At 60.6% G+C, this 24105-nt stretch carries 22 protein-coding genes; 5 read left to right on the top strand and 17 right to left on the bottom strand.

Features of this window, described 5'->3' with window-relative positions:
- Positions 1-123: 123 nt before the first annotated feature.
- The 3 genes from EDD77_RS06990 to EDD77_RS06980 all read right to left on the bottom strand — a co-directional run bounded on the left by EDD77_RS06990 (position 124) and on the right by EDD77_RS06980 (position 2767).
- Complete coding sequence (locus EDD77_RS06990) at positions 124-564, bottom strand: Lrp/AsnC family transcriptional regulator (protein ID WP_058963659.1); 441 nt, start codon at positions 562-564, stop codon at positions 124-126.
- 323 nt (positions 565-887) lie between these two features.
- The gene (hflX, locus tag EDD77_RS06985) at positions 888-2150 is read right to left on the bottom strand and encodes a GTPase HflX (protein WP_058963658.1); all 1263 of its coding nucleotides are present in this window, start codon (positions 2148-2150) and stop codon (positions 888-890) included.
- Between the two features lie 32 nt (positions 2151-2182).
- Positions 2183-2767 carry a GNAT family N-acetyltransferase gene (locus EDD77_RS06980; RefSeq protein WP_058963657.1) on the bottom strand — a complete coding sequence of 195 codons (585 nt, stop codon included), beginning with the start codon at positions 2765-2767 and terminating at the stop codon, positions 2183-2185.
- 230 nt (positions 2768-2997) lie between these two features.
- Between EDD77_RS06980 and EDD77_RS06975 the strand changes: the two genes are divergently transcribed.
- Positions 2998-3549 (top strand): hypothetical protein, encoded by a 552-nt coding sequence (locus tag EDD77_RS06975; RefSeq protein WP_058963656.1) that lies wholly within the window; start codon positions 2998-3000, stop codon positions 3547-3549.
- Positions 3550-3630: 81 nt separating this feature from the next.
- Here the strand turns inward: EDD77_RS06975 and EDD77_RS06970 are convergent, their stop codons facing one another.
- From EDD77_RS06970 to EDD77_RS06945, 6 genes are all read right to left on the bottom strand, one after another.
- Positions 3631-4404 carry a hypothetical protein gene (locus EDD77_RS06970; protein WP_058963655.1) on the bottom strand — a complete coding sequence of 258 codons (774 nt, stop codon included), beginning with the start codon at positions 4402-4404 and terminating at the stop codon, positions 3631-3633.
- 13 nt (positions 4405-4417) lie between these two features.
- On the bottom strand, positions 4418-5191 hold the full coding sequence (locus tag EDD77_RS06965) for a hypothetical protein (protein WP_058963654.1): 774 nt from the start codon (positions 5189-5191) through the stop codon (positions 4418-4420).
- Between the two features lie 13 nt (positions 5192-5204).
- Entirely contained in the window at positions 5205-6041 is an 837-nt protein-coding gene (locus tag EDD77_RS06960; protein ID WP_058963653.1) for a hypothetical protein, read from the bottom strand.
- Positions 6038-6865: a hypothetical protein gene (locus tag EDD77_RS06955; protein WP_132587352.1), complete on the bottom strand. Its 828-nt coding sequence runs from the start codon at positions 6863-6865 to the stop codon at positions 6038-6040. The genes EDD77_RS06960 and EDD77_RS06955 overlap by 4 nt, the downstream gene beginning before the upstream one ends.
- Positions 6866-6976: 111 nt before the next feature.
- Positions 6977-8392, bottom strand: a complete 1416-nt coding sequence (locus tag EDD77_RS06950; protein WP_058963651.1) for a sensor histidine kinase — start codon at positions 8390-8392, stop codon at positions 6977-6979.
- 12 nt (positions 8393-8404) lie between these two features.
- Positions 8405-9058, bottom strand: coding sequence for a response regulator transcription factor (locus EDD77_RS06945; RefSeq protein ID WP_058963650.1), 654 nt, complete (start codon positions 9056-9058; stop codon positions 8405-8407).
- 279 nt (positions 9059-9337) lie between these two features.
- Between EDD77_RS06945 and EDD77_RS06940 the strand changes: the two genes are divergently transcribed.
- Positions 9338-10729: an MATE family efflux transporter gene (locus EDD77_RS06940; protein WP_058963649.1), complete on the top strand. Its 1392-nt coding sequence runs from the start codon at positions 9338-9340 to the stop codon at positions 10727-10729.
- A 76-nt stretch (positions 10730-10805) separates the two neighbouring features.
- Here EDD77_RS06940 and EDD77_RS06935 read toward each other — a convergent pair whose 3' ends face one another.
- From EDD77_RS06935 to EDD77_RS06920, 4 genes are all read right to left on the bottom strand, one after another.
- The gene (locus tag EDD77_RS06935; RefSeq protein WP_058963648.1) at positions 10806-11639 is read right to left on the bottom strand and encodes a MetQ/NlpA family ABC transporter substrate-binding protein; all 834 of its coding nucleotides are present in this window, start codon (positions 11637-11639) and stop codon (positions 10806-10808) included.
- A 117-nt stretch (positions 11640-11756) separates the two neighbouring features.
- Positions 11757-12425, bottom strand: coding sequence for a methionine ABC transporter permease (locus EDD77_RS06930; protein ID WP_058963647.1), 669 nt, complete (start codon positions 12423-12425; stop codon positions 11757-11759).
- A 4-nt stretch (positions 12426-12429) separates the two neighbouring features.
- On the bottom strand, positions 12430-13167 hold the full coding sequence (locus tag EDD77_RS06925; protein WP_058963646.1) for a methionine ABC transporter ATP-binding protein: 738 nt from the start codon (positions 13165-13167) through the stop codon (positions 12430-12432).
- Positions 13168-13643: 476 nt separating this feature from the next.
- Positions 13644-14765, bottom strand: coding sequence for an N-acetyl sugar amidotransferase (locus EDD77_RS06920; RefSeq protein ID WP_058963645.1), 1122 nt, complete (start codon positions 14763-14765; stop codon positions 13644-13646).
- Positions 14766-15099: 334 nt separating this feature from the next.
- On the opposite strand from EDD77_RS06920, the gene EDD77_RS06915 reads away from it, so the two are divergent.
- Positions 15100-15744: a DUF1648 domain-containing protein gene (locus EDD77_RS06915; RefSeq protein WP_058963644.1), complete on the top strand. Its 645-nt coding sequence runs from the start codon at positions 15100-15102 to the stop codon at positions 15742-15744.
- 88 nt (positions 15745-15832) lie between these two features.
- On the opposite strand, the gene EDD77_RS06910 is transcribed toward EDD77_RS06915, so the two are convergent.
- The 4 genes from EDD77_RS06910 to EDD77_RS06895 are packed head-to-tail and all read right to left on the bottom strand — an operon-like array spanning position 15833 to position 21001.
- A complete protein-coding gene (locus tag EDD77_RS06910; protein ID WP_058963643.1) occupies positions 15833-17068 on the bottom strand; it encodes a lipopolysaccharide biosynthesis protein in 1236 nt (411 codons plus the stop codon).
- A 6-nt stretch (positions 17069-17074) separates the two neighbouring features.
- Positions 17075-18400: a surface carbohydrate biosynthesis protein gene (locus EDD77_RS06905; RefSeq protein WP_058963642.1), complete on the bottom strand. Its 1326-nt coding sequence runs from the start codon at positions 18398-18400 to the stop codon at positions 17075-17077.
- Between the two features lie 48 nt (positions 18401-18448).
- Positions 18449-19405, bottom strand: a complete 957-nt coding sequence (locus EDD77_RS06900) for a hypothetical protein (protein WP_058963641.1) — start codon at positions 19403-19405, stop codon at positions 18449-18451.
- Between the two features lie 30 nt (positions 19406-19435).
- Positions 19436-21001, bottom strand: a complete 1566-nt coding sequence (locus tag EDD77_RS06895; RefSeq protein WP_058963640.1) for an MBOAT family O-acyltransferase — start codon at positions 20999-21001, stop codon at positions 19436-19438.
- Positions 21002-21302: 301 nt separating this feature from the next.
- Between EDD77_RS06895 and EDD77_RS06890 the strand changes: the two genes are divergently transcribed.
- Both EDD77_RS06890 and EDD77_RS06885 read left to right on the top strand, forming a co-directional pair.
- Positions 21303-22286 carry an NAD-dependent 4,6-dehydratase LegB gene (locus tag EDD77_RS06890; RefSeq protein WP_058963639.1) on the top strand — a complete coding sequence of 328 codons (984 nt, stop codon included), beginning with the start codon at positions 21303-21305 and terminating at the stop codon, positions 22284-22286.
- A 148-nt stretch (positions 22287-22434) separates the two neighbouring features.
- Positions 22435-24102 (top strand): DUF2142 domain-containing protein, encoded by a 1668-nt coding sequence (locus EDD77_RS06885; protein WP_058963638.1) that lies wholly within the window; start codon positions 22435-22437, stop codon positions 24100-24102.
- Positions 24103-24105 lie beyond the last annotated feature (3 nt).

Genomic DNA, 24105 nt, shown 5'->3' with positions numbered 1-24105 from the left:
GCGGCGGGAGAAAACGGCCCTTTGCTGCAAGTATGCCCCAAAGGCCGGCCGGTCATGAAACATGACGCCGGCAAACAGCCGTTTGTTTGCCCCTGTGACTGGAATACGAAACAGCCTCCCGGATTATTGCGCCGGGCTGAAAAAAGAGCCCCGCTCCACCGGGGTGGACAGGATGATCTGGGTGCTGGTGGGGCCCATGCGCTGGAACCGGGTGATCAGCTGCTCCAGCTGCTGCATGCTTTCGCAGCTCACCTTCACAATGAAGCTGTGGCTGCCGGTCACATGGAAGCACTGGCGTACCTGCCCGTCGGCCCGGGCCAGCGTGAGGAATTCTTCCCGGTCTGCCGGTGCGATGGACACGCTGATCAGCGCGTCGATGCTGTTCTGGCGCTGGGGATCCCGCAGCAGGGCAGTGTAACCCGCAATCACGCCCTGCTCCTCCAGCCGCCGAATCCGGCTGGACACCGCCGGGCTGGTAAGCGCCACATGGCGGGCAATGTCCTTCACAGGCATACGGGCATTTTGCTCCAAAAGCATCAGGATCTTTTTGTCTAAATCGTCCAAAAAAACAACTCCCTTCCGGATGACAACAAAGTGACACAAAAAGTTGACAAAGTTAAGAAAAAATATAGAGAAAATATACAATTAAAAAAGATGGAAAGAATTTTGCGGGTTTCCTTAATTATATAAAGTAAAAATGCAAAAGTAAAGGGGAACAGGAAAGAGAAAACCGGCTTTTCAATTTGACATATTAAGAAAAATGGGTATACTAAAGACAGTGCCAGACAGGCACCCCTGAATATGATAACTTCTCACTTATTATACTTTCCCACCCCTCTATGCAGAAAGGCCCGCCGGTTTTCCGGCGGGCCTTTCTGCGTTCTATCTTAATTTTCCAATAAATAAGGCAGGTAAATGTGCAGGTCGCTGCTCTTTACGAAGCCCTCGAAGTAGACTCCGTTTTCCCGGTAATCCTCCACCGAAACGCTGCCCCGGCTGCGCATGGCCTCGGCCAGACCAAGCTTGTCGTAAGGCAGCACCAGCTTCACCGCCCGCACCCGGTCCGAGAGGGCGGCGTCCAGCGCGGCCAGCAGATCATCCAGACCCTTGCCGGTCTTGGCGCTGGTCAGAATCACTGCCGGGTCAAAGGGGGTGGCGCCGGCCTTGTCGCACTTGTTGTATACGGTCAGCTGGGGGATGCCTTCGCAGCCCAGCTCCGCCAACACCTGATCGGTGATGGCCAGCTGTTCCTCCCGCTCCTCGTCGGCGGCGTCCGCCACCTTTACGATCACGTCGGAATAGGCGGCCTCCTCCAGCGTGCTTTTAAAGGCCTCCACCAGCTTGTGGGGCAGGCGGCTCACAAAGCCGACCGTGTCCACTGCAATCACGTTCAAACCGCTGGGCAGGGTCAGCTTGCGGGCGGTGGGGTCCAGCGTGGCGAACAGCATGTCTGCCTCCATTACCTCGGCCCCGCACAGCGCGTTCAGAAGGCTGGATTTGCCCACGTTGGTGTAGCCCACCAGACTGATCACCGGGGTGCCGGCCTTCTGGCGGGCGCGGCGGTTTTCGCCACGGCGCTTTTCCAGCTCGGTGAGCTTCTGCTCCAGCGCCTCGATGCGCCGGTGAATGTGCCGCCGGTCATATTCCAGCTTGCTTTCACCGGCACCGCGCCGGGCGCCGCCGCCACCACCGCCGCCGCCGCCCTGACGGGACAGGCTCTCGCCCAAACCCTGCAGCCGGGGCAGCCGGTAGCGCAGCATGGCCAGCTCGGTCTGCACCTTGCCCTCATTGGTTACGGCCCGGCTGCGGAAGATTTCCAGAATCAGCATGGTGCGGTCCAGCACCTCCACGTCCAGCCGTTCGGACAGGTTGCGGATCTGGCTGCCGGAGAGCTCGCCGTCAAAGATGGCCGCTTCGGCCCCCAGATTCTGGCAGTAGAGCTTTGCCTCCTCCAGCTTGCCCTCGCCCAGCAGGGTGCCCGCCTCGGGGGCGGCGCGCCGCTGCACAATCTGGGCCACCGCCTCCATGCCGTTGGCTTCGCACAAAGCGCTCAGCTCTTCCATGCTGCGGTCCGCGTCGAACTGGCCCAGGTCCAGCCCCAGCAGAACCACCTTCACGGGTTCCTTGTCTTGAATCATCAATTCACTCATAAAAGCTCCTTTTATCGCGTCAGATTATCAAATCAGAAATCAGGGGTTTGGTTCACATAGCATCGGCAGGCCACCGGAGTGCCGTCGAATTTGTGGTAGAGGCTGTCGTGGTCCCACACCCAGCCGGCCTTTTCCATCACCCGGCCGCTGGCGGGGTTTTCCGCCGCGTGGCAGCAGGCCATCCATTGCCCGCCCACCTGCCGGAACCAGAAATTCCGCACCGCGCACAGGGCCTCGGTGGCGTAGCCCTTGCCCCAGAAGGCGCGGCCATAGCAGTAGCCCGCCTCCCACACACCGGCGGAATGGTCCAGCCCCGGGGTGCGCCAGAGGGCCGGGGTTTGCTCCTCGCCCTCCATCACGCTGATGCTGCCGAAGGGCGCGTCCGACCCGCGCAGGCAGACGCCCCACTGGTAGTAGTCCGGGTTTTGGTAAAGGGCTTCCCAGCCGGCCAGCAGCTGGGCGGTCTCCAGCCAGTCTTTGTGGGGCTCCCAGCGCAGAAAGCGGGTCACCTGCGGGTCGCTGGCCCAGTTCTCGAACATGGCAATGGCGTCCGCGGCGGTGAGCGGGCGCAGAAGCAGCCGCTCGGTTGTCAGAATCTGTGTGCCCAGATGGCGCATGGAAAATCCCCTCCTCACACCCCGCTGCCGGGGAAAGTGCTTTTATTATAGGTGCAAGCGGGCAGTGTGTCAATTTTTTTGAAAAAAGGTGAAGAAACACCGGATTCAGGCTCGTTATATGAACAAAGGGAAACCTACTGAACCGGTAGGGACTTCCGGATGAACGCAAACCGCCCGCCCGGACGCGGGGAATCCCGCCCCGGAGAGCTGCGGCGAAAGGAGCCAGAATCATGCCGAATGTTTACTTATTGTTATCCCGCACCGACACCCTGTTTGCACGGGCCATGCACGGCCTGACCGGCAACCGCTATACTCATGTGAGCCTTGCGCTGGACCGGGATCTGGAGCAGATGTACAGCTTTGCCCGCCGCTACGAGATCGCGCCGTTGCCTGCCGGTTTTATCAGGGAGAATCTGTACGACGGAGTATACGGCCGCAGCGGCACGGCGGACAGCCTTGTGCTGGAGCTGCCGGTGAGCCAGAAGGCCTACGACCGTATTGCCCGCCGCCTGGAAAAGATGGAGCGCCGCCAGCTGGACTACGGCTACGACGTGCTGGGTCTGGCGCTGGCCTGGCTGGGCATTGCCCACCAGCGGCGCAACAAGTTTGTGTGCAGCCAGTTTGTGGCCCAGACATTGCAGGAGGCAGGTGCGCTGGAGCTGCCGGATCATCCCAGTCTGGTGCGCCCGGAGGATTTTGCCTATCTGGAGCCGCTGCGGGTGGTGTATCAGGGCCCACTGGCCTGGGCGGGCCGTGTGGGCCGCCGGGCAATGGCCGCCTGACCGGTTACACAATCAAACAGAAACAACGCAGCCCGCCATGGTGCAAAAACCATGGCGGGCTGTGTTTATCATGTGGGCGGATCAGACCAGAAATGCGCCGTCCAGCGCGAGGAAGGTGAGTTGGGCGGTTTTCTCCGAAACCCCGTAGTCGGCCCGGTAATTGCCGGAAGCGGTGGAGATCAGTACCGGGGCAAGATTGTTGGAGGAATCTTCGGCCTGCTGCACGGATTCAACCGCAGGCAGGCCCATCTCCTCAAACAGGGCGGGCAGCATGGCCCGAAACAGCTCCAGCGAATCGGAGGAATCAGAGGCGTACAGCCCGCTGTTCAGGGGAGGCTTCACATTCAGCGAAAGCAGCTGGCCGTTGATGGCATCCAGCAGGGCGATGAAGTGGAAGCTGCCTTCGTCGGTGCCGTCCGGGGCCTGCCAGCAATCCACGCTCCAGATGGTGCGCTCGCCGTTCTGGTAATCGGTGCGGCGGAAGGCATAGGTGGTGAACTGGTATTCCGCCAGAGGGATGCCGCTGGCGGCTTCCATCCAGCAGGCGGCGGTGTTCACTGCCTGCTGCACATCCATGCAGGCCTCGTCCGGCTGGACATAGCTTTTGTAGTAATCCGGCGCACCGTCCAGCCCGTTGTTGAGCTGGACCGGGTCGGGGTGCTCGGCCACAAATTCTTCTGTGTAGTCGTGGTAAGCGTAATCGCAGGCGTCCAGTGCGGCGCTCACCGGATCCGGCGCGGAGCTGGAAGAGACGCTCACCGGGTCGCTCACGGCCACCGGGGTATTGCCGGGGGCGGAGCAGGCGGAAAGGAGCAGGGCGGCGCAGAGGGCGGCGAGAACGGAACGATGTTTCATGGTAAATCCCTCCTCAGCGGTCGATGGCGTCTTTTTGGTGCAGGGCGTCCAGCCGTGCCTGCCCGCCGGTGGCGGTCACGTTTTCAAAGGAAGTGAGGGTGTTGCCGGTGGAAAACTGGAACAGGGCGGTGTCGCCGTTTTCCAGAACCGCCCAGAGCCAGTCCTGGTAGGCGCTGCCCTCATCGGTGAATTCGGTGCTCTGGATCTGGCCAAGACCGGCAGCGGTGCAGAAGTTCTGCGCCAGTTCGGGCCAGGTGTCCTTCTGGGGCTGCTCCGGGTCGGCACAGCCCTGCCCCGGATAAAGGGAATAGCGGAACAGCTCACCGGTCACCGGGTCCATGCACAGAAATACCTCAGCGGCACGTTGAAACAGCGGGATTTCCTCGCTGCTGGGAATGGGTACGCTGACCTCCACCACCGACTGGGTGCGGGAAAGGTTCGGGTCCTCCATGTAGCACAGCGCAATCAGCTGGGCGGAAAGGTCCATCCCAAGGGCGGACTGGCACAGCTCGCCTGCTTTTTTGGCAATGTCCTGGGTGGGCAGGAATTCCGGCCGGGGCAGGGCAGGGGTGGGCTGCCCCTCGGCGGGGTCGTAGGTTTTGTATTCCTCGATCTTCTCGGCGGTGCGATCGATAAACCGGAACTCGTAATCCTCCACGATCTGCCCGGCGGTGCTGGCAGCAGCGCTCACCGGGTCGCTCACCGCCACCGGGGTATTGCCGGGGGCGGAGCAGGCGGAAAGGAGCAGGGCGGCGCAGAGGGCGGCAAGAACAGAACGATATGTCATGGTAAATCCCTCCTCAGCGTCCGGCATCTTTGTCCAAAGCGGACTGCACGGCTTCGTCTCCACCGGCGCGGGTCAGATTGTCAAAACCTACAATTCCGGCAAGAGAAAGAGAAAAGCGGCAGATGTCTCCGTTCTCCAGTGTAACCCATACCGAGGAAGCCTGATCGTTGGAAAACTTCACAGAAGCGGGTGTGCCCAGATTTGCCGCTTCGCAGAAACTGGAGATCTGATCCGGCCACAATGCTTTGCGCAGCTCATCGTAATTTTCAGGCAGCTTGTCCAGAGCATCGAAGGAAAATGCACCACCGAAATGCAGCACGGAGCCCTGTTCCACATCCAGATCCAGCGAAACGATGGTCATGTTTCTGGCATGCTGTTTATAGAGTGCTTCCGGTTTTTTGTTTTCGTATCGTTCTTTTGGAATTTGTTCATCCTCCAGCAAACGGGTGCTGGGCAGCGTGGTCTGAATGTGTGCCACCGTCTGCTGATCATAGGAAAAGGGAGAGCTGTAGTAGTAAAGGATGAATTCCTGATCGGAAAAGTTTTCACCGCAGGCCTGCTCAAAGATGGCGGCCGCCTGGTTGACCAGTGCCTGAGAATCCGGATGCCCGTCCGATGGCGGTGCATAGGTGAAAAGGGGATCGTGATATTCCCCCTGTGTCATTTCGTCTGTCACATCGAAATAGGTGTAATTCAGTGCCTGAATTGCCTGGTCCACCGGGTCGGCGGAGGTGCTGGCAGCGGTGCTTACCGGGTCGCTCACGGCCACCGGGGTGTTGCCGGGGGCGGAGCAGGCGGTGAAAAGCAGAGCAGCACAGAGGGCGGCGGCCAGGCATTGACAGAATTTCATTGGCTCATCCCTCCATCGTCCACAATTTCGTTTTTCAGCAGCGCGTCCACGCGGCCCTGCCCGCCCATTGCGGTGACATTCTCAAACGTCAGTCGGGGATGGTCCAGATGGAACACCACCCGGTCGCCGTTTTCCAGCGTGGCCCAGAGGGACTGGGTGAGGGAATCGGCGGCGGAATACCGGCAGTCGCTCAGCTCGCCCAGCCCGGCAGCGGTACACAGTGCCTTTGCCCGTTCCAGATAAACGGCTTCGCGGGTATCGTCGGTCACCGGCTGCTGCGGAGTGAACGAGCCGGAGTAGGAAAGCAGCCTGCCGGTCGCTGCGTCCAGCTGGGCACTGACAGTCAGTGCCGGGTTGCCATGGGCGTAGTCCGTCAGGGTTTTCGGCTCCTGTGTTTCGTCACAGCCGGGCAGATATACCGTCACATCCACCAGATTATTGGTCACATCGAACCAGGTTTGCCGGTGAAAGACCAGCTCAAACTGCTGCTGGGAGAAATCCAGTCCGGTGTCCTTTTCAAAAATTGCGGCGGCAAGGTTTGCAAGCTCCTGTTCGCTGAGAAAATTCCCTTCCCGGGGCGCGGGCAGAAACTGGTCGCTGGGATCTGTATTGGCGCTCAGATCAAAAAGTTCCTGGGTGGCGTCCAGATAGCTGTAATCATAATGATTCACCAGCTGGTCCACCGGGTCGGCGGTGGTACTGGCAGCGGTGCTCACCGGGTCGCTCACGGCCACCGGGGTATTGCCGGGGGCGGAGCAGGCGGAAAAGGCGGCCAGAGCCAGGGTGGCCGTAAGGCCGAGTGCAATGGGGCGACGGTTCATCATAACATCCTCCTTGGCGCAGCCGGGGAAGAAGGCCCCGGCGTATTTTCTGGCTTCAGTTTACTGCTCACCTGTTGCCGCAAAAGCTGCGGTGTGTTGCGAAGCGGTAAAAACTTATTGCGAAGTTGTAAAAGTCACCGTGGCCCGGGTTCCGTGGCCCGGCTTGCTCTCGAATTCCAGCAAAGCGCCATGGCGGCGGGCGATGGCAAAACAGAGCGAAAGCCCCAGCCCGGCTCCGCCCTCGGCCCGGCTGCGGGCCTTGTCCGCCCGGTAGAAGGGTTCGCCCAGATGGGCCAGCGTTTCCCGGTCCATGCCCCGGCCGTTGTCGGTTACGGTCAGCAGCACCCGGCCCGGTGTGCTGTGAACGGCCAGCCGCACCTGCCCTTTGGCGGCGCAGGCTTTTACCCCGTTGTCGCACAGGTTCACCAGCAGGCTTTCCAGCAGCACCTCATCGGCCAGAAGCTCCACCGGTTCGGCAGGGGGCAGCACCGTGAAGGTTACCTGCCGGGCCCGGGCCTTGGGGGCGATGGTGCGCTCCACCCGGTGCAGCAGGTCTGCAGCGTCCACCGGGGCCAGCTCCAGCGGTTCGCCGCGCAGCACGCTCAGCTTTAAAAGCTGCTGGCTGAGCGCCAGCACCCGGCGGCTCTCGAACAAAATGGTGTCGGTGGCTTCCATCAGCTCTTCCGGGTCCATCTGGGCCCGCTGCATGGTTTCGGCCCAGCCGCCGATGGCGGTGAGGGGGGTGCGCATCTCATGGGCCAGATTGTCGATCAGCTGTTGCTTCTGGCTGGCGGCGGTTTCCAGCTCGTCGATTTTGCGCTGCACCTGACCGGCCATCTGATTCATGGCACGGCCCAGCTCGCCCACCTCATCCCGCCGTTTGTCCGGCGCGCGGGCGGCAAGGTCGCCCGCCGCAATGGCCCGGGCAGTGCCGGTCACCTGGGCCAGCGGCCGGTACATCCGGGCCAGCACCAGATACAGGGCGATGGCGAATACCCCGCTTACCACCCCGCCGATGATGAGAAACAGCAGCCGGATGCGGGCCCACTCCTGATAGAACCCTTCCATGGGAAAGGCACAGGTGACGATGGTATCCGGCGAAACGGTGGAAAGCCGGGAGGAAACAAACAGCTGCCGACCCTCTTCGGTGGGCTGCACCAGATAGACCCGCTGGCCCTCAGGAACCTCCGGCCGGGTGCGCTCGCCCTCCACAGCAGGCAGGGTGGAACAGAGCACTGTGCACTGTTCCGCCACCTCCAGCGGGATGCCGCCGCCCGCATACTGGGTGGCATAGTATTCATACAGATTGGGCAGCGCCGCCGGGCGGGAGGAAGCCACAGCCTGGGCATCCTGCACAAGGCTCTGCATCAGGTACTGCTGCTGGGCCAGCGCCTCATTCACGGTGGAGGAAAAGTTCTGCCGCTGCCCCAGGCTGAACACCGCCCCGATGCTGCCCGCAAGGCAGCACAGAAACAGCGCCAGCGTGGCCAGATAGGTTTTCTGCCAGTATTTCAGGGTAATCTTTTTCATGAAAAGCCCCTTTCAGCGGGTGCTGAGCCGGTAGCCCAGCTTGTAAACGGTCTGAATGCGGCCTTCCAGCTCCAGCTTTTTGCGCAGCCGCTGGATGTGGGCGTCCACCGTGCGGCTTTCGCCCTCATAGTCGTAGCCCCAGGCAAGGTTCAAAAGCTTTTCCCGGCTGAGGGCCAGGTTCCGGTTGGTGATGAGTACTTCCAACAGGCTGTATTCCTGTGGGGTGAGGGGAATCTCCTCTTCGTGGAGAAAGACCCGGTGTGCATCCAGATCCACCCGCAGCCCGTCCAGCGTGAAGGTGCGGGCGGATTTGCCGCCCCGCCGCAGCACAATCTCCACCCGGGCCAGCAGCTCCAGTACCTCGAAGGGCTTCACGATGTAGTCCTCAGCGCCAAGGCCCAGCCCCTGCAGTTTATCCGACAGGCTGGTCTTTGCGGTCACAAAGATCACCGGCAGATCGACGGGCAGCTTGGCCTTTACGGCAAAGCCATCCAGCCCGGGGAGCATCACGTCCAGCAAAACCAGATCGAAGCTCTGGCTCCGGGCCAGCTCCAGCGCCTCGGGGCCGGTGAAGGCCTGGGCGCAGCTGTGGCCCACCAGCTTCAGATTGGAGCGGATCAGATTGTTGATGGCGGTTTCGTCTTCGGCGATGAGAATGTGTGCCATGGGGCGGGTCTCCCTTTCTGTGCCCGGCTGAGGGCGCCGGTATTAGCCGGCGCGAGATGAGAAAACGTCAATCTCTTATATCACACCGGCTTTGCCTTTATATTATAAAGAACTTGTTGCCAACTTGTCATGGCTTTGGGCAAATTACCGAATTTGCGCCAAAGAAATAACGATGGTCGACACGGCGGTGCAATCGTGCTATACTGTTGTGGCTTTGAAGTGTTGCCATTGGAGCCGAAAGGCCCCGGAAGTGAATTTCAGAAAAGAGGTTTTTGTGATATGTCGCGTTCCGTCAGCGCGGAAAATCAGATCACGCAGGGCGTGATCTGGAAGCAGATTCTGGTGTTCTTTTTTCCCATTCTGTTCGGTACCTTCTTCCAGCAGCTTTACAACACCTTCGACGCCATTATCGTGGGCCAGTTCGTGGGCAAGCAGGCGCTGGCCGCGGTGGGCGGCGGTACCAGCAATCTGGTGAACATCGTGGTCAACCTGTTCACCGGCATGGCTGCGGGCACCACCGTGGTGGTAGCGCAGGGCGTGGGCGCACGGGACCCGGAACGGGTGCGCAAGACCGTGCACACCTCGGCGGCCATGTCGCTGGTGGGCGGTCTGGTGTTCACGGTGGTGGGCATTCTGGCGGCCCGGCCCGCGCTGGTGGCCATGGCGACCCCGGACGATGTGATGGAATACGCGGTGCAGTATCTGATCGCCTACTGCCTGGGCATGATCCCCTCGTTTTTCTATAACGTGGGCGCGGGCATCCTGCGTGCGGTGGGCGACACCAAGCGCCCGCTGTATTTTCTGATCGTGGCCTGCCTGGTAAACATTGTGCTGGATATTGTGTTTGTGGCGGTGATGGGCATGGGCGCGCTGGGCGCGGGCCTTGCCACCATGATTTCCCAGTGGGTGAGCGCCGCGCTGGTGTATATCTCGCTGAGCGGAACCTCCGCCATTTATCGGCTGGACAAAACCCGGCTGGGCTTCGATCAGGCCAGCCTGAGCCGGGTGCTGCAGGTGGGCATCCCGGCGGGCATTCAGGGCAACATGTACGCCATTTCCAACGTGATCTTGCAAAGCTGCATCAACTCCTTCGGCACCGATACGGTGGCAGCCTGGACCAGCTTTTCCAAGGTGGACGGCTTTTTCTGGATGGTCAGCGGCGCTTACGGCATCGCCATCACCACCTTCGCGGGCCAGAACTATGGCGCAGGGCTGTACAGCCGGGTGCGAAAGAGTGTGCATGTCTGCCTTGCCATGTGCGCGGGCACCGCGGTTGCCATGAGCGTATTGATGGTCAGCTGCTCGGGCATTTTCCTGCGCATGTTCACCCAGGATGCGGCAGTGCTGGAGATCGGTACTGTGATGGTCCGCAACATGATGCCCTATTATGTGACCTTTGTGTGCATCGAGATTCTGTCCGGCGCAATCCGCGGCTGCGGTCAGGCGTTGATCCCCATGATCCTTACCGGCTGCGGCGTGTGCGGCCTGCGTATTCTGTGGGTGTTCCTTGTGGTTCCCTTCCGGCGGGAGATTACCACCGTTCTGTACAGCTATCCGGTGAGCTGGGTCATCACCAGCATCTGCTTTGTGGTGTATTACAAGTGCGGCAAATGGCTGCCGAAAGAGGATCGCAAGCCCGCCGAGGCGGTGCAGCAGTCAGCAGAAGCCTGACCGAAAAACCAATAAAAAAGAGGAAGCCTGCGGGCTTCCTCTTTTTTATTGGTTGCATTTTTTGGGGATGGGGAAATTACTTGCTGAACACGCTCAGATCGGCGGTCTTGCCCGGGTAGATGCCCATGGGCTCGTAGTGGGGGGTGACCACGCTCACGATGTGGGTGCCCTGCTCGGCGTTGAAGTCATCCAGATAGGGCTGGTGCTGGAAGTAGTTGGCATCCAGGCTGCCGTCCTCCACGGCGGTGTTGGGCATCACGTAGTCGTCGAATTCCACGATCTCCAGAGTCACGTTATGCTCGGCCAGAATGGGGGCGGCATACTCCAGAATCTCGGCGTGGGGGCTGGGGGAAGCGCCCACCTTCAGGGTAACGGGCTCGGTGATTTCGGGGATGGTGGCGTCGGTTACGCCCATGGGCATCACCACGCCGTTGTAGTTGGCGGCAATCCAGTCCTGCACGTCCCGGCTCATGAGCACAGCGGCCAGCGCCTGAATGGCGGGCTCGTTCTCCCGGCCCTCCTTCACGGCCAGCACATTGCCGTAGGTCTGGGCGGCCACGCTCTCGGCGTCCTCACTCACCAGAACGGTGTCGCCGATGCCGGCGCCGGAGGCGTAGTTGCCGTTGATCACGGCGAAGTCCAGATCAGGCAGGCTGCTGGGCAGGGCAGCGGCCTCCATGGGAACGATTTCCACGTTGTAGGGGTTTTCGGCAATGTCCCGCTCGGTGGCCTCCAGACCAACGCCCTCGGTCAGGGTCAGGATACCCTGCTTCTGCAGCAGCTGCAGGGCGCGGCCGCCGTTGGTGGCGTCTGCCGGGATGCCGATCTTGTAGCCGCCGGATTTGCCGCCGCAGGCGGTCAGGCTCACGGCCAGAACGGCACACAGAGCCAGAGAAATCAGTTTTTTCATGATACACACTCCTCTATGTTGATGGGTTGATAATAAGCGTTGAAAAGCGAAAACAGCGCACCAGTCAGGCTCGCGCGCCGCCGGGCGGGGCGCTGTTTTTTCAAAAGGAAAAGGGAATCAGCGGTTGCGCTTGTCGGCCTTGCGGGCCAGCAGGTTGCAAACGCTCTGGATGATGCACACCAGAATGACCACCAGAACGATGGTGGCGTACATCACGTCGCTCTGGTAACGCTGGTAGCCGAAGCGGAAGGCAATGTTGCCAAGGCCGCCTGCGCCCACCGCACCGGTCACGGCGGTGTAGCCGAAGATGGTGATGATGGTGATGGACAGGCCCCGCAGCAGGCTGGGCACGCTTTCCACCAGCAGCACCCGGGTGATGATCTGCCAGTTGGTGGCGCCCATGCAGCGGGCGGCCTCCACAACACCGGCGTCGATCTCCTCCAGGCTCTGCTCTACCATGCGGGCCACGAAGGGAGCCGCCGCGATGGACAGGGGAACGTTGGCGGCAGTAGCGCCGATGGAGGTTCCCGCGATCAGCCGGGTGAAGGGGAGAACGAAGAAAATCAGAATCATGAAGGGAATGCTGCGGAACAGGTTTACAAACCAGCCGAACACCGCGTTGAAGCGGGGGGCGGCCATGATGCCGCCGGACTTGGTGGTGGTGAGCAGCACGCCCAGAGGCAGGCCGATCAGATAGGCCACCATCGTGGGAACAAAGGTCATATAAAGGGTTTCCAGCGTGCCCTCCCACAAAAGGCTGCCGTATTCTGCGAAAAATTCTGCCATGGGTTTATTCCTCCTTGCCCAGCAAAAGGCGGGCCACGTCGCTTTGGGGATGTTCAAAAATCTGGGCCGCGTCGCCCTGCTCCACAAAGCGGCCGCCGTCGATGACCACCATCCGGTTGCAGATGGCCTTGACCACCGCCAGCTCGTGGGTGATGATGATCACCGTCACGCCCAGTTTTTTGTTGATGGCCTGCAAAAGCTCCAGTACGCTCTTGGTCGTCAGTGGGTCCAGTGCGCTGGTGGGCTCGTCGCACAGCAGCACCTGGGGATTGGACGCCAGCGCCCGGGCCAGGGCCACCCGCTGCTTCTGGCCGCCGGAAAGCTGGCTGGGGTAGCTGCCGGCTTTATCGGAAAGACCTACCAGCTCCAGCAGCTCGGCCACCCGTTTTTCCACCTCGTCCTTTTTGTAGGGGGTGAGTTTTAAGGGGAAGGCCACGTTCTCGGCCACGGTTTTCTGCATCAGCAGGTTGTAGCCCTGGAACACCACGCCCATCTGGCGGCGGGCCTCCAGCAGCTCCTTGCCCTTCAGGTGGGCAAGATCCTTGCCGTTCAGCAGAATCTGGCCCTCGGTGGGCTTTTCCAGCAGGCACAGGCAGCGCAGCAGGGTGCTTTTGCCTGCGCCGCTCATGCCGATGATGCCGAAGATGTCGCCATCCTGAATGGTGGTGGAAACATCCCGCAGGGCTTCCACCTTATTGGCGCTTCCCGTAAAGATTTTGGACAGATGTTTGATTTCAAACATGATTGCTTTCTTTCGCTCCTTTTTTCGGTTCGGCGGTAAAACGGCAAAACAAAAAGGCTGCCGTCCTTGCAACACAACAAGGACGACAGCCTGTAACAGACTTCGTGGTACCACCTTGGTTCACCGGCCCCTTGCGGGGACAACGGCCTTTCCGGCTGCGGCAGAAATGAACTGATTACAGCCTGACGCTTTAACGGGCGTTCCCGGCGGGCACTTAGAACTCATGCTCTTCGCACACGCAGCTCCGAGACCATGTTCAGCTTCCTGTTCCCTGCCCGTTTCCACCGTCGGGGCTCTCTAGTAAGGGTCGATGCCGAAAGCCTACTCTTCTCTTCTTCGCTTTTGGATGATAGTATGCGTTTATGATACCGTCGAATTTACGGTTTGTCAAGCATTTTTTTGCGCGGTTTGACGACAAATGCAAAAAACGCCCCGCTTTTTTGCCAAAAAGCGGGGCGCAGTATCACAAATTGTGATTATTTATTCTCTTCCCAGATGGGGTGATTCAGCACCCAGCGGCTGTACTCGTCCTTGTGGAAGATGTCGGTGTTGTAGAACTTGTCCAGAATGGCCCAGAACTCGCTCTCGGTGTAGCCGCAGAACTCGCAGAAATCACGCACGCACAGGGGATCCAGCGCGCCGTCCCGCTCCCTGATCAGAGGAATGGCCTCTTCACGGGTCATCAGGCCGTAGCGGATGTAGCGGGCGGTGTAGTCGGTGGCGGCGGCGTGGCCGAACTTGGGGTATTTCAGCCAGGAGTGCACCAGATAGGCGCGGGAGTCGATCTGGTCGAAGTTTTCCACATGATGGCGGCGATCCCACTCGTGGGTCAGGTCGTGGAAGCCGCGGCTCTTGGCCAGCTGGTAGTTCTTGTAGCTGTTCCAGGGCAGGAAGTAGCTCATGTAGAAGGGGTCAAGGCGAGCCAGCTCCTCGGCGGTGGGGGCCTTGGTCAGAGCCAGGTCGTTGGCAGAGACGCCGTAGCTGAGCAGCTCCTCCTCGGGGAAGCCGACGGCCACACCGTTTTCAATCTGGCCGCGGGCGGAATAGGTTTCCTCGTCGGCGTTGCCGCCGTACTCAAAGCTCACGTTCTCGCCGTAGCACAGCAGGGGAGTGTTGAACTTCAGGGCCATGTGCAGCGGGAAGGTGTAGATCAGCCGGTCCACATACCAGGTGGGCTTGCCGTATTTCTCGAAGAAGGCGCGCATCAGGGTTTTCTGGGCCTTGATGTTGGGCTTGCAGCTGATGATGGTGCAGCCGAACTCCTCGCTGATGTTCTTCAGGTTGTGCTTGCCTGCCTCGGTCATGGGGAAGTTGTCCTCCACGCTGAACAGGATGGGGTTCATCTTCATGACCTCTTTCAGGATGTACACCTGGAAGTGGCTGTCCTTACCGCCGGACACGGCAACGGCGCAGTCGTAGCCGCCGGGGCCGTTGCAGCCGCGGTATTTGTCGCACAGGGCTTCAAATTCCTTCCAGCGGGCATCCCAGTCCACCTTCGAGCGGCTCTCGTAGTGGCGGCAGGCGCTGCAAACGCCCTCGGCATCGAAGGTGATGCCGGGCCGGGTGTCGGGCATGGTGCATTTTTTACAGTATTTCATGGGTCGATCCCCTCCCTTGAAGTTAAGGCTTGTGCACAGGGGTTCCTGTGCCGTCGCTTCATTATAGCATGCCCCGGGCCATATTACAAATTCCCACCGGGCCACCGGCGCAGAATTCATGAATTTTTTGCAAAACAGCGCCCCGCCCCGCCCGCAAAAGAGCCGGGGCGAACGGGCCGGACAAACGGCGCAAAACCGCCCGCCGCCGGGTTTGACCGGGGCGGCAAAAGCGCGTTATGATAACAGTAGAAAAATATCCGCATCCCATAAGCGATGCGTTCCGTTCGATCGCGTCGGCACAGGGATGCCTGAGCAGGAAAGGAAGTGCTGTGGGATGAAAAAGCAGATACAAACTCCGTTCTGGGCGGGCCTTGCGGCCTGCGCTCTGCCGCTGGTGGCCGGGCTTCTGGCCTACGGCCGCCTGCCCGGGCAGATGGCGGTGCAGTGGAGCGGCGAAACCGGCGAGGTGATCAGCCTGATGAGCAAGCCATGGGCGGTGATCGCCATTCCCGCCGTGCTCATGGTGATGCACTGGGTGGTGTATGCCACGGTACACAGCATGGTGCTGGGCCCCCGGCTGATGGGCGCGCTGCGGGAAGGTCTGGGCTGGCTGATCCCGCTTTTGAGTGTGGCCATGTACAGCGTGATCTTTGCGGCGAACCTTACCGGCAGGATACAGATTCTGGTGCTTTTGTTCAGTCTGGTGGGTCTGGCGGTGCTGATCGTGGCGGCCCATGTGGCCGAGCTGCCCTTCGGTTCCCGCTGGGGCGTGCAGGAGCGCTTTTCCATGGCCAGTGAAGAGAACTGGACCCATATCCACATGGTTACCGGCGGGATCTGGGGCCTGTGCGGCGCGGCGGTGATTCTGGGCAACTGGCTTTGGCCCCAGAATACAGGCAGAATGATGATCTGGCTGGTTCTCATGGGTGTACCGGGGATCTATTCCCACTGGATGGGCCGCCGGATGCAGAAAGGCTGAACGATACGAAAGAAACGGATACAACGACAGCCCCTTCCCTTATGTCATAATGGCTAAGGGAAGGGGCTGTCGTTTTGCATTTTTGAGTTTATTGATTGGCCGCAAACTGCTTTTTGCAGCGAACGAGCAGGAAGGCCAGCAGGGCGATGGCCTGCACGCCGATGCCCAGAATGGTGGCCCAGGCCGCGCCGTACACATCGAAGGCGCGCAGCAGGGGCTGGCTGGCCAGGAGAGCGGCGGCAAGGCCTGCCAGATTGCCCAGGATCAGACCACGCATCTCCCGGGCGATGGTGAGCAGATGGCACAGCACCGTGGCCGCCACCGTGCACACAGTGGCCAGCACCAGCGGCCCAAGCAGCGGCGCGTAGTCCAGCACCTCGGGGGTGGTGGGGTACAGAATCGACAGCCCCCACCGGCCCAGCAGGGCCACGCCGATGGTGCCGACAATCCACAGGGTCACCAGTGCCGCACCCAGCAGGCGCAGCCCCTTGTAAAAGCCCTTGCCGTTCCGGTCGGTCCACAGGCGGGCAAAGGTGGTGATGAAGGGCACAAACAGATAAATCACCGCCACCTGCAGAATCATCACTGGCAAAAACACGTTGTTGAAATAACCCAGTTTCACGCTGCCCAGAATCCGCTCGCAGTAGTAGCGGGGTACCGAGGCGATGGTGGTGTTCAAAAAGGCGTACACCGCAAGCGGCAGGCATTCCAGCAGCAAAGCCTTCACGCCTGCACCGCCGGTGCGTTTGAAATCCGCCCGGCGGCGGGCCAGGGGAATGTCCACCACCAGCACATAGGCGGCGTTCAGTGCAAACAGAACGGCCAGCGTGAGCACTAGATCTTTGGTGAGCAGAAGGCCCAGCGTCACGCTCAGGGCGGTTACGATGCCGCGAACCCCGAAGCTGATGCCCACGATGTCGATCCGCTCGGCCTTTTGCAGATAGCCGTGCCACACGTCCGACCAGCTTTCGATCAGCCGGTAGCCGGTGTAGAGGAAGATCACCCACCGCTGCTCGGCAGAATAGCTGTTCACAAAGGAGAATACAAGGCAGCCCAGCCCCGCCGCGGTCAGGGTGATATAGCGGCTGAGCAGGTAGCTGCGGTCGGTGTATTTGCCCGAAAGGTCAGACACCTGAAAGGTGCGCATGCCGTAGCTGGCAGCGGAAAGACACACGTTGGCAATGGTCATGCCGGTGGCCAGCAGGCCGTTGGCCTCGGCTCCGGCCAGTGCGGTGACCAGCAGGGTGATGGCCGCCTGACAGATATAAAAAAGCAGGCTGCCCGCGGTGTTGAACAGCACGTTGCGGCGCATTTGGCGTTCCATGGCAGGTTACTTGCCCCCTTTCATCACGAAGGGGCGGATCTTGTCCTCCATGGCCCTGATCTGGGCCTTCGGCACATAGGCTTTTTCCACATAACCGTAGATGCGCTGTGCAAAATCCGCCAGCCCCTTGTGGAAGAAGAACACCTTCTTCGGGGGCAGGCGCAGGGCGAACAGGATGTGCACGCCCCACAGCGCGAAGAACTTGAGCCAGTTGAAATGGGGCGTGAAGCCTTCGCCCATGGGCTCGTCCCGGGGCGGCTCCTTATACACGGTTTCCAGCAGATCCGCCATGCGGATATAGGCGGGGGTTTCGCTGGGGTCAAAATAGCCCTCGATCACCTCGCGGGCGATGGGGAAGGGCGGGTTTTTGTCCGCCATGGCGGCGAGGAACTCCTCGTAGCTGGTCACATACTTGGCTGCGGCGTAGATCACCGGGTCGTACTCGTGCTCGATGGGGGCCGGGCGCAGGATGTGGCAGCTCTTGCCCGCCATGTATACCTCGGCAATGGCGGTGCTCATCCAGATGGAGATGGAGTCTGCCGCCATGATCCAGTCCTTCACGCCGTAGGCGAAGATCACATGGAAGTTGGGCCGCTTTTTGGCCAGCTCGGCCAGCTGGGGGCTGTTCCACTCGCTGGGGTGGCGGCGGTAAACCAGCTCAACCTCCGGGTGCTGGCCCAGATACTCGTCGAACCAGCGCAGGGTCTCGGCCATGCTCACCCGGTTGGTGGCGGCAAAGCCGGTGAAGTCGGTGCCCGCCATCTCGCTCAGCTCCTTCACCTCCTGCTCGGTCATGCTGGCATAGCCGAAGCTGGAAATGTACAGGTGCAGCTCCTTGGAGGCGTCCAGCCCGAACTCGGCACACAGGTCTGCCTTGTTTTTGAAATAGCCGGAAAATTCCGGCCGCACGAAGTCCATCATCACCGCGCCGGTCACCGGGCAGTTTTTCTCCTCCATGCCGTGGGCGATCAGCCGGTCCGCGGTGCGGCGGCCCCAGCAGGTCTGCACGCACTTTTTGGCGTTGCCGTTAAAGTTGAACCAGTCGCCCTCCTCCTGGGTGTCGCTGAGCATCTGCTCCCAGTGCAGGTTCACGATTTTGTTCAGCCTGCCCACGTTGTTGTAAACGTGGCTGTTGATGGCCTCGTTGTCGTACATGCAGCTGGACACCAGCACCCTGGGCTTTTTCCAGGTGAAGTACTTCAGCTTTTTGCGGTCCAGCAGCTGGCGGATCTCGGCGGTGTAGCCCCGTCGCTCCAGCTCCAGCTTCAAAAGAAGGTCGCTTTCGTATTCCCGCACCGTGTGCTCGTAGAGGATCAGAAAATCAAGACTCACTTTTTTCGCTCCTTTTTGTGGGGGCTTTTCGGGCAGAAACGGCTGCCCTTAGCCCAGATCGGTGAACAGCTGCTCGGTCCACTGGGGCAGGCCGTAGCGCTCGTCCAGATGGAAGCCGTCGTAGAATTGGGTATCGTCGTCAAAGTCTGGCCGGTTCGACCATTCGTAGTCCAGCACCGAGAGGCCCAGTTCGGCGGATTTTTCCGCCAGCTGGGGCAGCACGGTGGTTTCCATCTGGTCGGTGATGGTGCCGCCCTCGCCGTACACATCGCAGACTTCGGTTTTCACGATGTCCGCCATGGGGGCCAGCACCACGGTCAGCTTCACGCCCTGTTCGGCACACCGGGCGGCGGCTTCGTACAGCCGCTCCAGCTGGCTGGTGTTCAGCGCCCAGTTTTCACACTTGGTGATCAGGGCGGCGGGGTACTCGGCCAGCAGGGTGTGCACCTCATACACCGTGCCGTCGGCAGCGGTGTAGTCCTGCGGGTAAACCCAGTCGCCGGTTTCGGGGGCATCCACCCGGCCGGTGATCTGGTTTTGCAGGTTGGTGAGCATGTTCACGTTGTATTCCAGATTAAAGAGGTAGGCGAAGGGATTGTTCAACGTCTTTTCCAGGTTGCTCATCCGGTCGGTGTCGTAGCCCTGGTTGATGGTGTAGAAGGAAAAGCCGAAGATCACTTCCTCCAGATCCGGGTTCTCGTCCAGCGCCCAGTTTAAAAGGTCGATGCCCTCCCGCAGCGACGCGCCGCCGAAGGCCAGATTCTGCCAGCTGCGGCCGCTGGTTTGTTCCACCAGCTCCATGTCGAAATGGGCAAAGCGGGAATCGCCGATGATGATGGAATTGCCGGGCTCGCGTTTGAAATCCTTCAGCCGGCTGATGGGGGCGTCGCTGTCGGTATTTGGGTGCAGGCCGAAGTAATTGTTGGGCTCAAAGGCCACAAACAGGCAGAAGTACGCCAGCACCGGAACCAGCAGCAGCGCAAGGTTGCGTAGAATATGTTTCATGGGGCCGTGGGCTCCTTTCTGCAAAAATGATCAAAAGCCGCCGTAGGCAAAGCTGCCCCCGGCAAAGCCGCCGTTCTGCATGACGAGCCCGGCGAAGCTGAACAGCACCAGCGCATAGTAAAGCGCCCAGCGCACAGCGGGCTTCTGGGCGGTGAGCACCAGCTCCTCGCTCTTGTTCTTGAACTGGAAGTTGCGCTGCCAGTCCAGCCAGAAGGCCAGCGCCAGCGTGCAGGCCAGCATCAAAATCCAGGCCGCGCCCATAAGGGTGTTGTTGTAGAAGCCGCCCAGAATGGCCTGCCAGCTCTCGGAAGCAAAGCGGGCGGGGGACCAGCCGGCGAACCAGCCTTTTACAATGGCGAAGGCCTGGCCCACGCCGTAGCTTTCGCCCTCCGGTTGGCCGATGGCACTGCCCATGGCAAAGAATACCATGCTGAAGTTCCACAGAAGGAACACGCCCAGCCGCTTTGCCCACTGCTGGCGGGCAGGGGCTTTCTTTTTGGGCTTGCCCAATTTTTGATGCAGCAGCTCTTCGCCCACCCGGTAGGCGGCCTGCAACAGGCCCCAGATCACGAAGGGCAGGGTGTTGCCGTGCCAGAAACCGGAAACAAAGAAGACGCAGAACACACAGAACACCGGCGAAAACCGGGTGATCTTGCGGCCCAGCAGCGGCAGCTTGGAAGCGTCCGCCCAGACCAGCGTGGTAAACAGGTAGTCCTGCAGCCAGCTGGAAAGGCTGATGTGCCACCGGCTCCAGAAGCCGGAGAAGTTGGTGGCGAAGAAGGGGGTCTTGAAGTTTTCCGGGATCTCCAGCCCCAGCAAAAGGGCGCTGGCTCGGGCCATCTGGGAATAACCCACGAAATCAAAGTAAAGATAAAAGGTGTAGCCCACCGTAGCCGCCAGCAGCGCGGGGCCGCCGTGGCCGGGAATGTCTGCAAAGACCTGGCTCACGTACATCATCAGCACATCCGCCACCGCCACCTTTTTGAAAAAGCCCAGCGCGAACAACTGCAGCGCCCGCACGGTGCGGGCCGCGTCGAACCGGTGTTCCTGTTCCAATTGGGGCAGCACCTTCTGGGCCCGGCAGATGGGCCCGGCAGTGATGGTGCCGAAAAAGCTGAGGAAGGTTGCCAGATTGACAAACTTTTTTTCGGCGGGCATGTCGCCCCGGCTCACGTCGATCAGATAGGAGAGAGCGGCGAAGGTGTAGAAGCTGATGCCCAGCGGGAAGGGCAGCCGGTGCAGCACGCCGGGCGCGAAGGGCAGCACGGCCAGCGCCAGATTGAAGTACTTGAACACCGCCAACACCGCCAGCAACACGATCACCGCTGCGGCAAGTTTCCGCCCGCGCTGTTCGGGCGGGGCGGCCTGCAGGCTCAGGCCCATGCGCCACACGAACACACAGCTGGCCGCCAGCAGGGCAATGGGAAGCGCCTGCCACAGGCCGGCAAAACCGTCGCCGGTGGGGCGGTTGCACCAATAGAAAACAAGGCTTGCCGCAAGCAGAAAATGATTTTGCCAGCGCCGGGGCATAAGCTTCAGATACACAAAAGCCACCAGTGGCGCAAAGGCAAGGTAAGAAAGATTTTGAAAGCTCAAAACGGTTGCCCATCCTTTTTGTTTCGGTATATTGTGGGAACTTCTTCCCAAACCCTCATTATACCGGCTTTTTTGACCACTGTAAAGGAAAACGGGTGTTCAAGCGGGGCGCCGAATGGGTGTTCAAGCGGGGCGCCGAAGGGCGAGGGTGCTCTTTTTATTGAAATTATCGATGGTTTATATTATACTTAGTAACAACTGGGTAACAACCAAAGTGGCCCCTCCCTGCTATGCAGCGGGCGGCGGGGCGGCAGATTTTTAGAATAAAAACAAACGAAGTTGTAAAGGAGATTTTTGCGATATGGCGAACACTGTGATGGTCACCGGAGCCGACGGCTTCATCGGCAGCCACCTCACCGAAGAGCTGGTGCGGAAGGGCGAGAAGGTCAAGGCCTTCTGCTACTACAATTCCTTCGGCACCTGGGGCTGGCTGGACACCCTGCCCAGGGAGATCAAAAACGAGATTGAGGTGTTCATGGGCGACATCCGCGACCCCAACGGCGTGCGCCATGCCATGGAAGGGCAGGACATCGTTTACCATCTGGCGGCGCTGATCGCCATCCCCTTCAGCTACCACAGCCCGGACAGCTATGTGGACACCAACATCAAGGGCACCCTGAACGTGCTGAACGCAGCCCGTCAGGTGGGCACCAAGCGTCTGCTGGTCACCAGCACCAGCGAGGTGTACGGCACCGCCCAGTATGTGCCCATCGACGAGAAGCATCCCTATCAGGGCCAGAGCCCCTATTCCGCAACCAAGATCGGCGCGGACCGTCTGGCCGAGAGTTTCTACCGCAGCTTTGATCTGCCGGTCACCATCGTACGGCCCTTCAACACCTACGGCCCCCGCCAGAGCGCCCGGGCCGTGATTCCCACCATCATCACCCAGCTGCTCACCGGCGCCACCGAGATCAAGCTGGGCAGCCTGACCCCCACCCGCGACTTCAACTATGTGAAGGACACCGCGGCGGGCTTTATGGCACTGGCTGGCTGCGACGCCGCCATCGGCCAGGAGGTGAACATCGCCACCGGCGAGGAGCATTCCATCGGCGATCTGGCCAATGAGCTGATCCGCCAGATCAACCCCGAGGCGAAGATCGTGTGCGACGAGCAGCGCCTGCGCCCCGAGAAGAGCGAGGTCAACCGTCTGCTGGGCGATTCTACCAAGATCCGCTCCATGACCGACTGGAAGCCCCAGTACACCTTCGAACAGGGTCTGGCGGCGACCATCGAGTTTTTGAAAAACAATCTGGACCGCTACAAGCCGGACGTTTATAATCTGTAAGCTCACGGGCAGGGCATGCCCCCGGGCTTGCCTTGCCATTGCCGGGCGGACTTTTGCAAAAAGGTCTGCCCGGCTTATGCCGTTTAAAAAGGGGAGTTTTCCCGCCGCGGAGAAACGGCAAAAAACAACAAAGCGAAAAGGAATTTCTATGACGCAACAAAACATTTTGGCCCGGCTGCGGCGGCTGCCCGGCGGGGTGTTCTGGCTGCTGGGCTGGCTGTGCGCCTGCGCCGGTGCCGTATGCTTTGCCTATTACTGGCGGGTGTTTTATTATCTGGAAGGCCGCATCGGGGCGCTGCCTCTCACGGTGGCGATAGTGGGGCTGGCCAGCGCCGCCACGCTGGCGGTGTTTCTGCTGGTGCGTTTTGTCAGGCAGCTGGACACAAGGGCCGCAATCTGCATCTTTCTGTGCGGCGCGCTGTTCTGCTTTGCCAATCCGCCCCTGCAAACGCCGGATGAGACCAATCACTTCCTGCGCAGCTATTCGCTGAGCCTTGGGCATCTGGATTTTGATGCCAGCCGCACCTATCCGGATGACGTGGCCAAGCTGGTGGAGAGCTTCCCCGGCGCCTGGGTGAACAGCCACACCAGCCAGGGCATGACCACCGATGAGGACGGCAACCCCAGCGTCTACACCACCGAGGGCTATGCCCTCAAGCAGCAGGGCGAGGGCGGGCCGGTGAGCGGCGTGGCCGACGGCTTTGCCGCCTATTTCGACGGCCAGCCCGCCGAACATTCGGTGAGCGAGCCCTACTTCTTCATGACCATCTCCATGGCGCCGCAGGCGCTGGGCATCCTGATCGCCCGGCTGCTGGGCTTCGGCGCGCTGGGCTGCATGTACGCTGCCCGGCTGGCCAATCTGGCCGCCTATGCGGCGCTGTGCTGGCTGGCGCTGCGCAACTGCAGGCGCTACAAACCGGTCTTTCTGGCCTTCATGCTGCTTCCGCTGAGCCTTTATATGGCCGCTTCGGTGAGCTACGACGCCACCCTGCTGGGCTTTTACTATCTGGTGGCCAGCTTCTATTGCAAGGACGAGATCACCGATCGAGACATCGGTCTGTTCCTGTTCGCCTTCGTGATGATGAACGTGGCCAAGCCCTACATCAACCTGCTGTGGCTGGTGCTGCCCATCGTGCTGCCCAAAAGCGCATGGAAAACCCGCTGGAAAAAGTGGCAGCTGGCACTGGCCTGTCTGGTGGGCGGGTTTGCTCTGGGCAAATTCTTCGACTGGTACGGCACCGCCTTCCGCTACAATTACCCCTATGTGGGGCGGCAGATTGCCGGGGCCAGCGAGGTGGACCAGCTGGCGTTCATCCTCTCGAACCCGCTGCGCTACATCGCGGTGCTGCTAGGAACCTTTTACGAGAACAACTTCTATGTGGGCCAGATGGGCGTGTTCGGCGCGCTGGATCTGGAGGTGCCCTTCATCAGCCTGATCAGCCCCATGCTGCTGTTGTTCGGCGCGGTGCTGTCGGTGCATGAAAAGAGCAGCCTGAAGCCCGCGCCCGCGCTGGGCCTGGGTGCGCTGAGCGTGCTGTACATCGCCGGCGCAGCCACCGCCATGTATATCACCAGCACGCCGGTGGGCATGATTCGTATCATCGGCGTGCAGGCGCGGTACTTCCTGCCTGCCTTCCTGATGCTCACGGTGCTGCTGGCAGCGGTGCTCAGCCATGTGCTGGAGCCCCGCCTTTCCGCCGGGCAGAAAAAGCCCCAGGCAGTGGCGCTGTGGACCTTTGCCGCCTTCGGTATGCTGGGGGCGGTGCTGCTGTTCCAGCATTACTTCATCGGGCCGGTGTTTGTGCTGCCCGCATGATGG

Origin of the sequence: Allofournierella massiliensis (genome assembly GCF_004345265.1) — a bacterium.
GTDB lineage: Bacteria > Bacillota > Clostridia > Oscillospirales > Ruminococcaceae > Allofournierella > Allofournierella massiliensis.
This window is presented reverse-complemented; position numbering and strand designations above follow the sequence as displayed.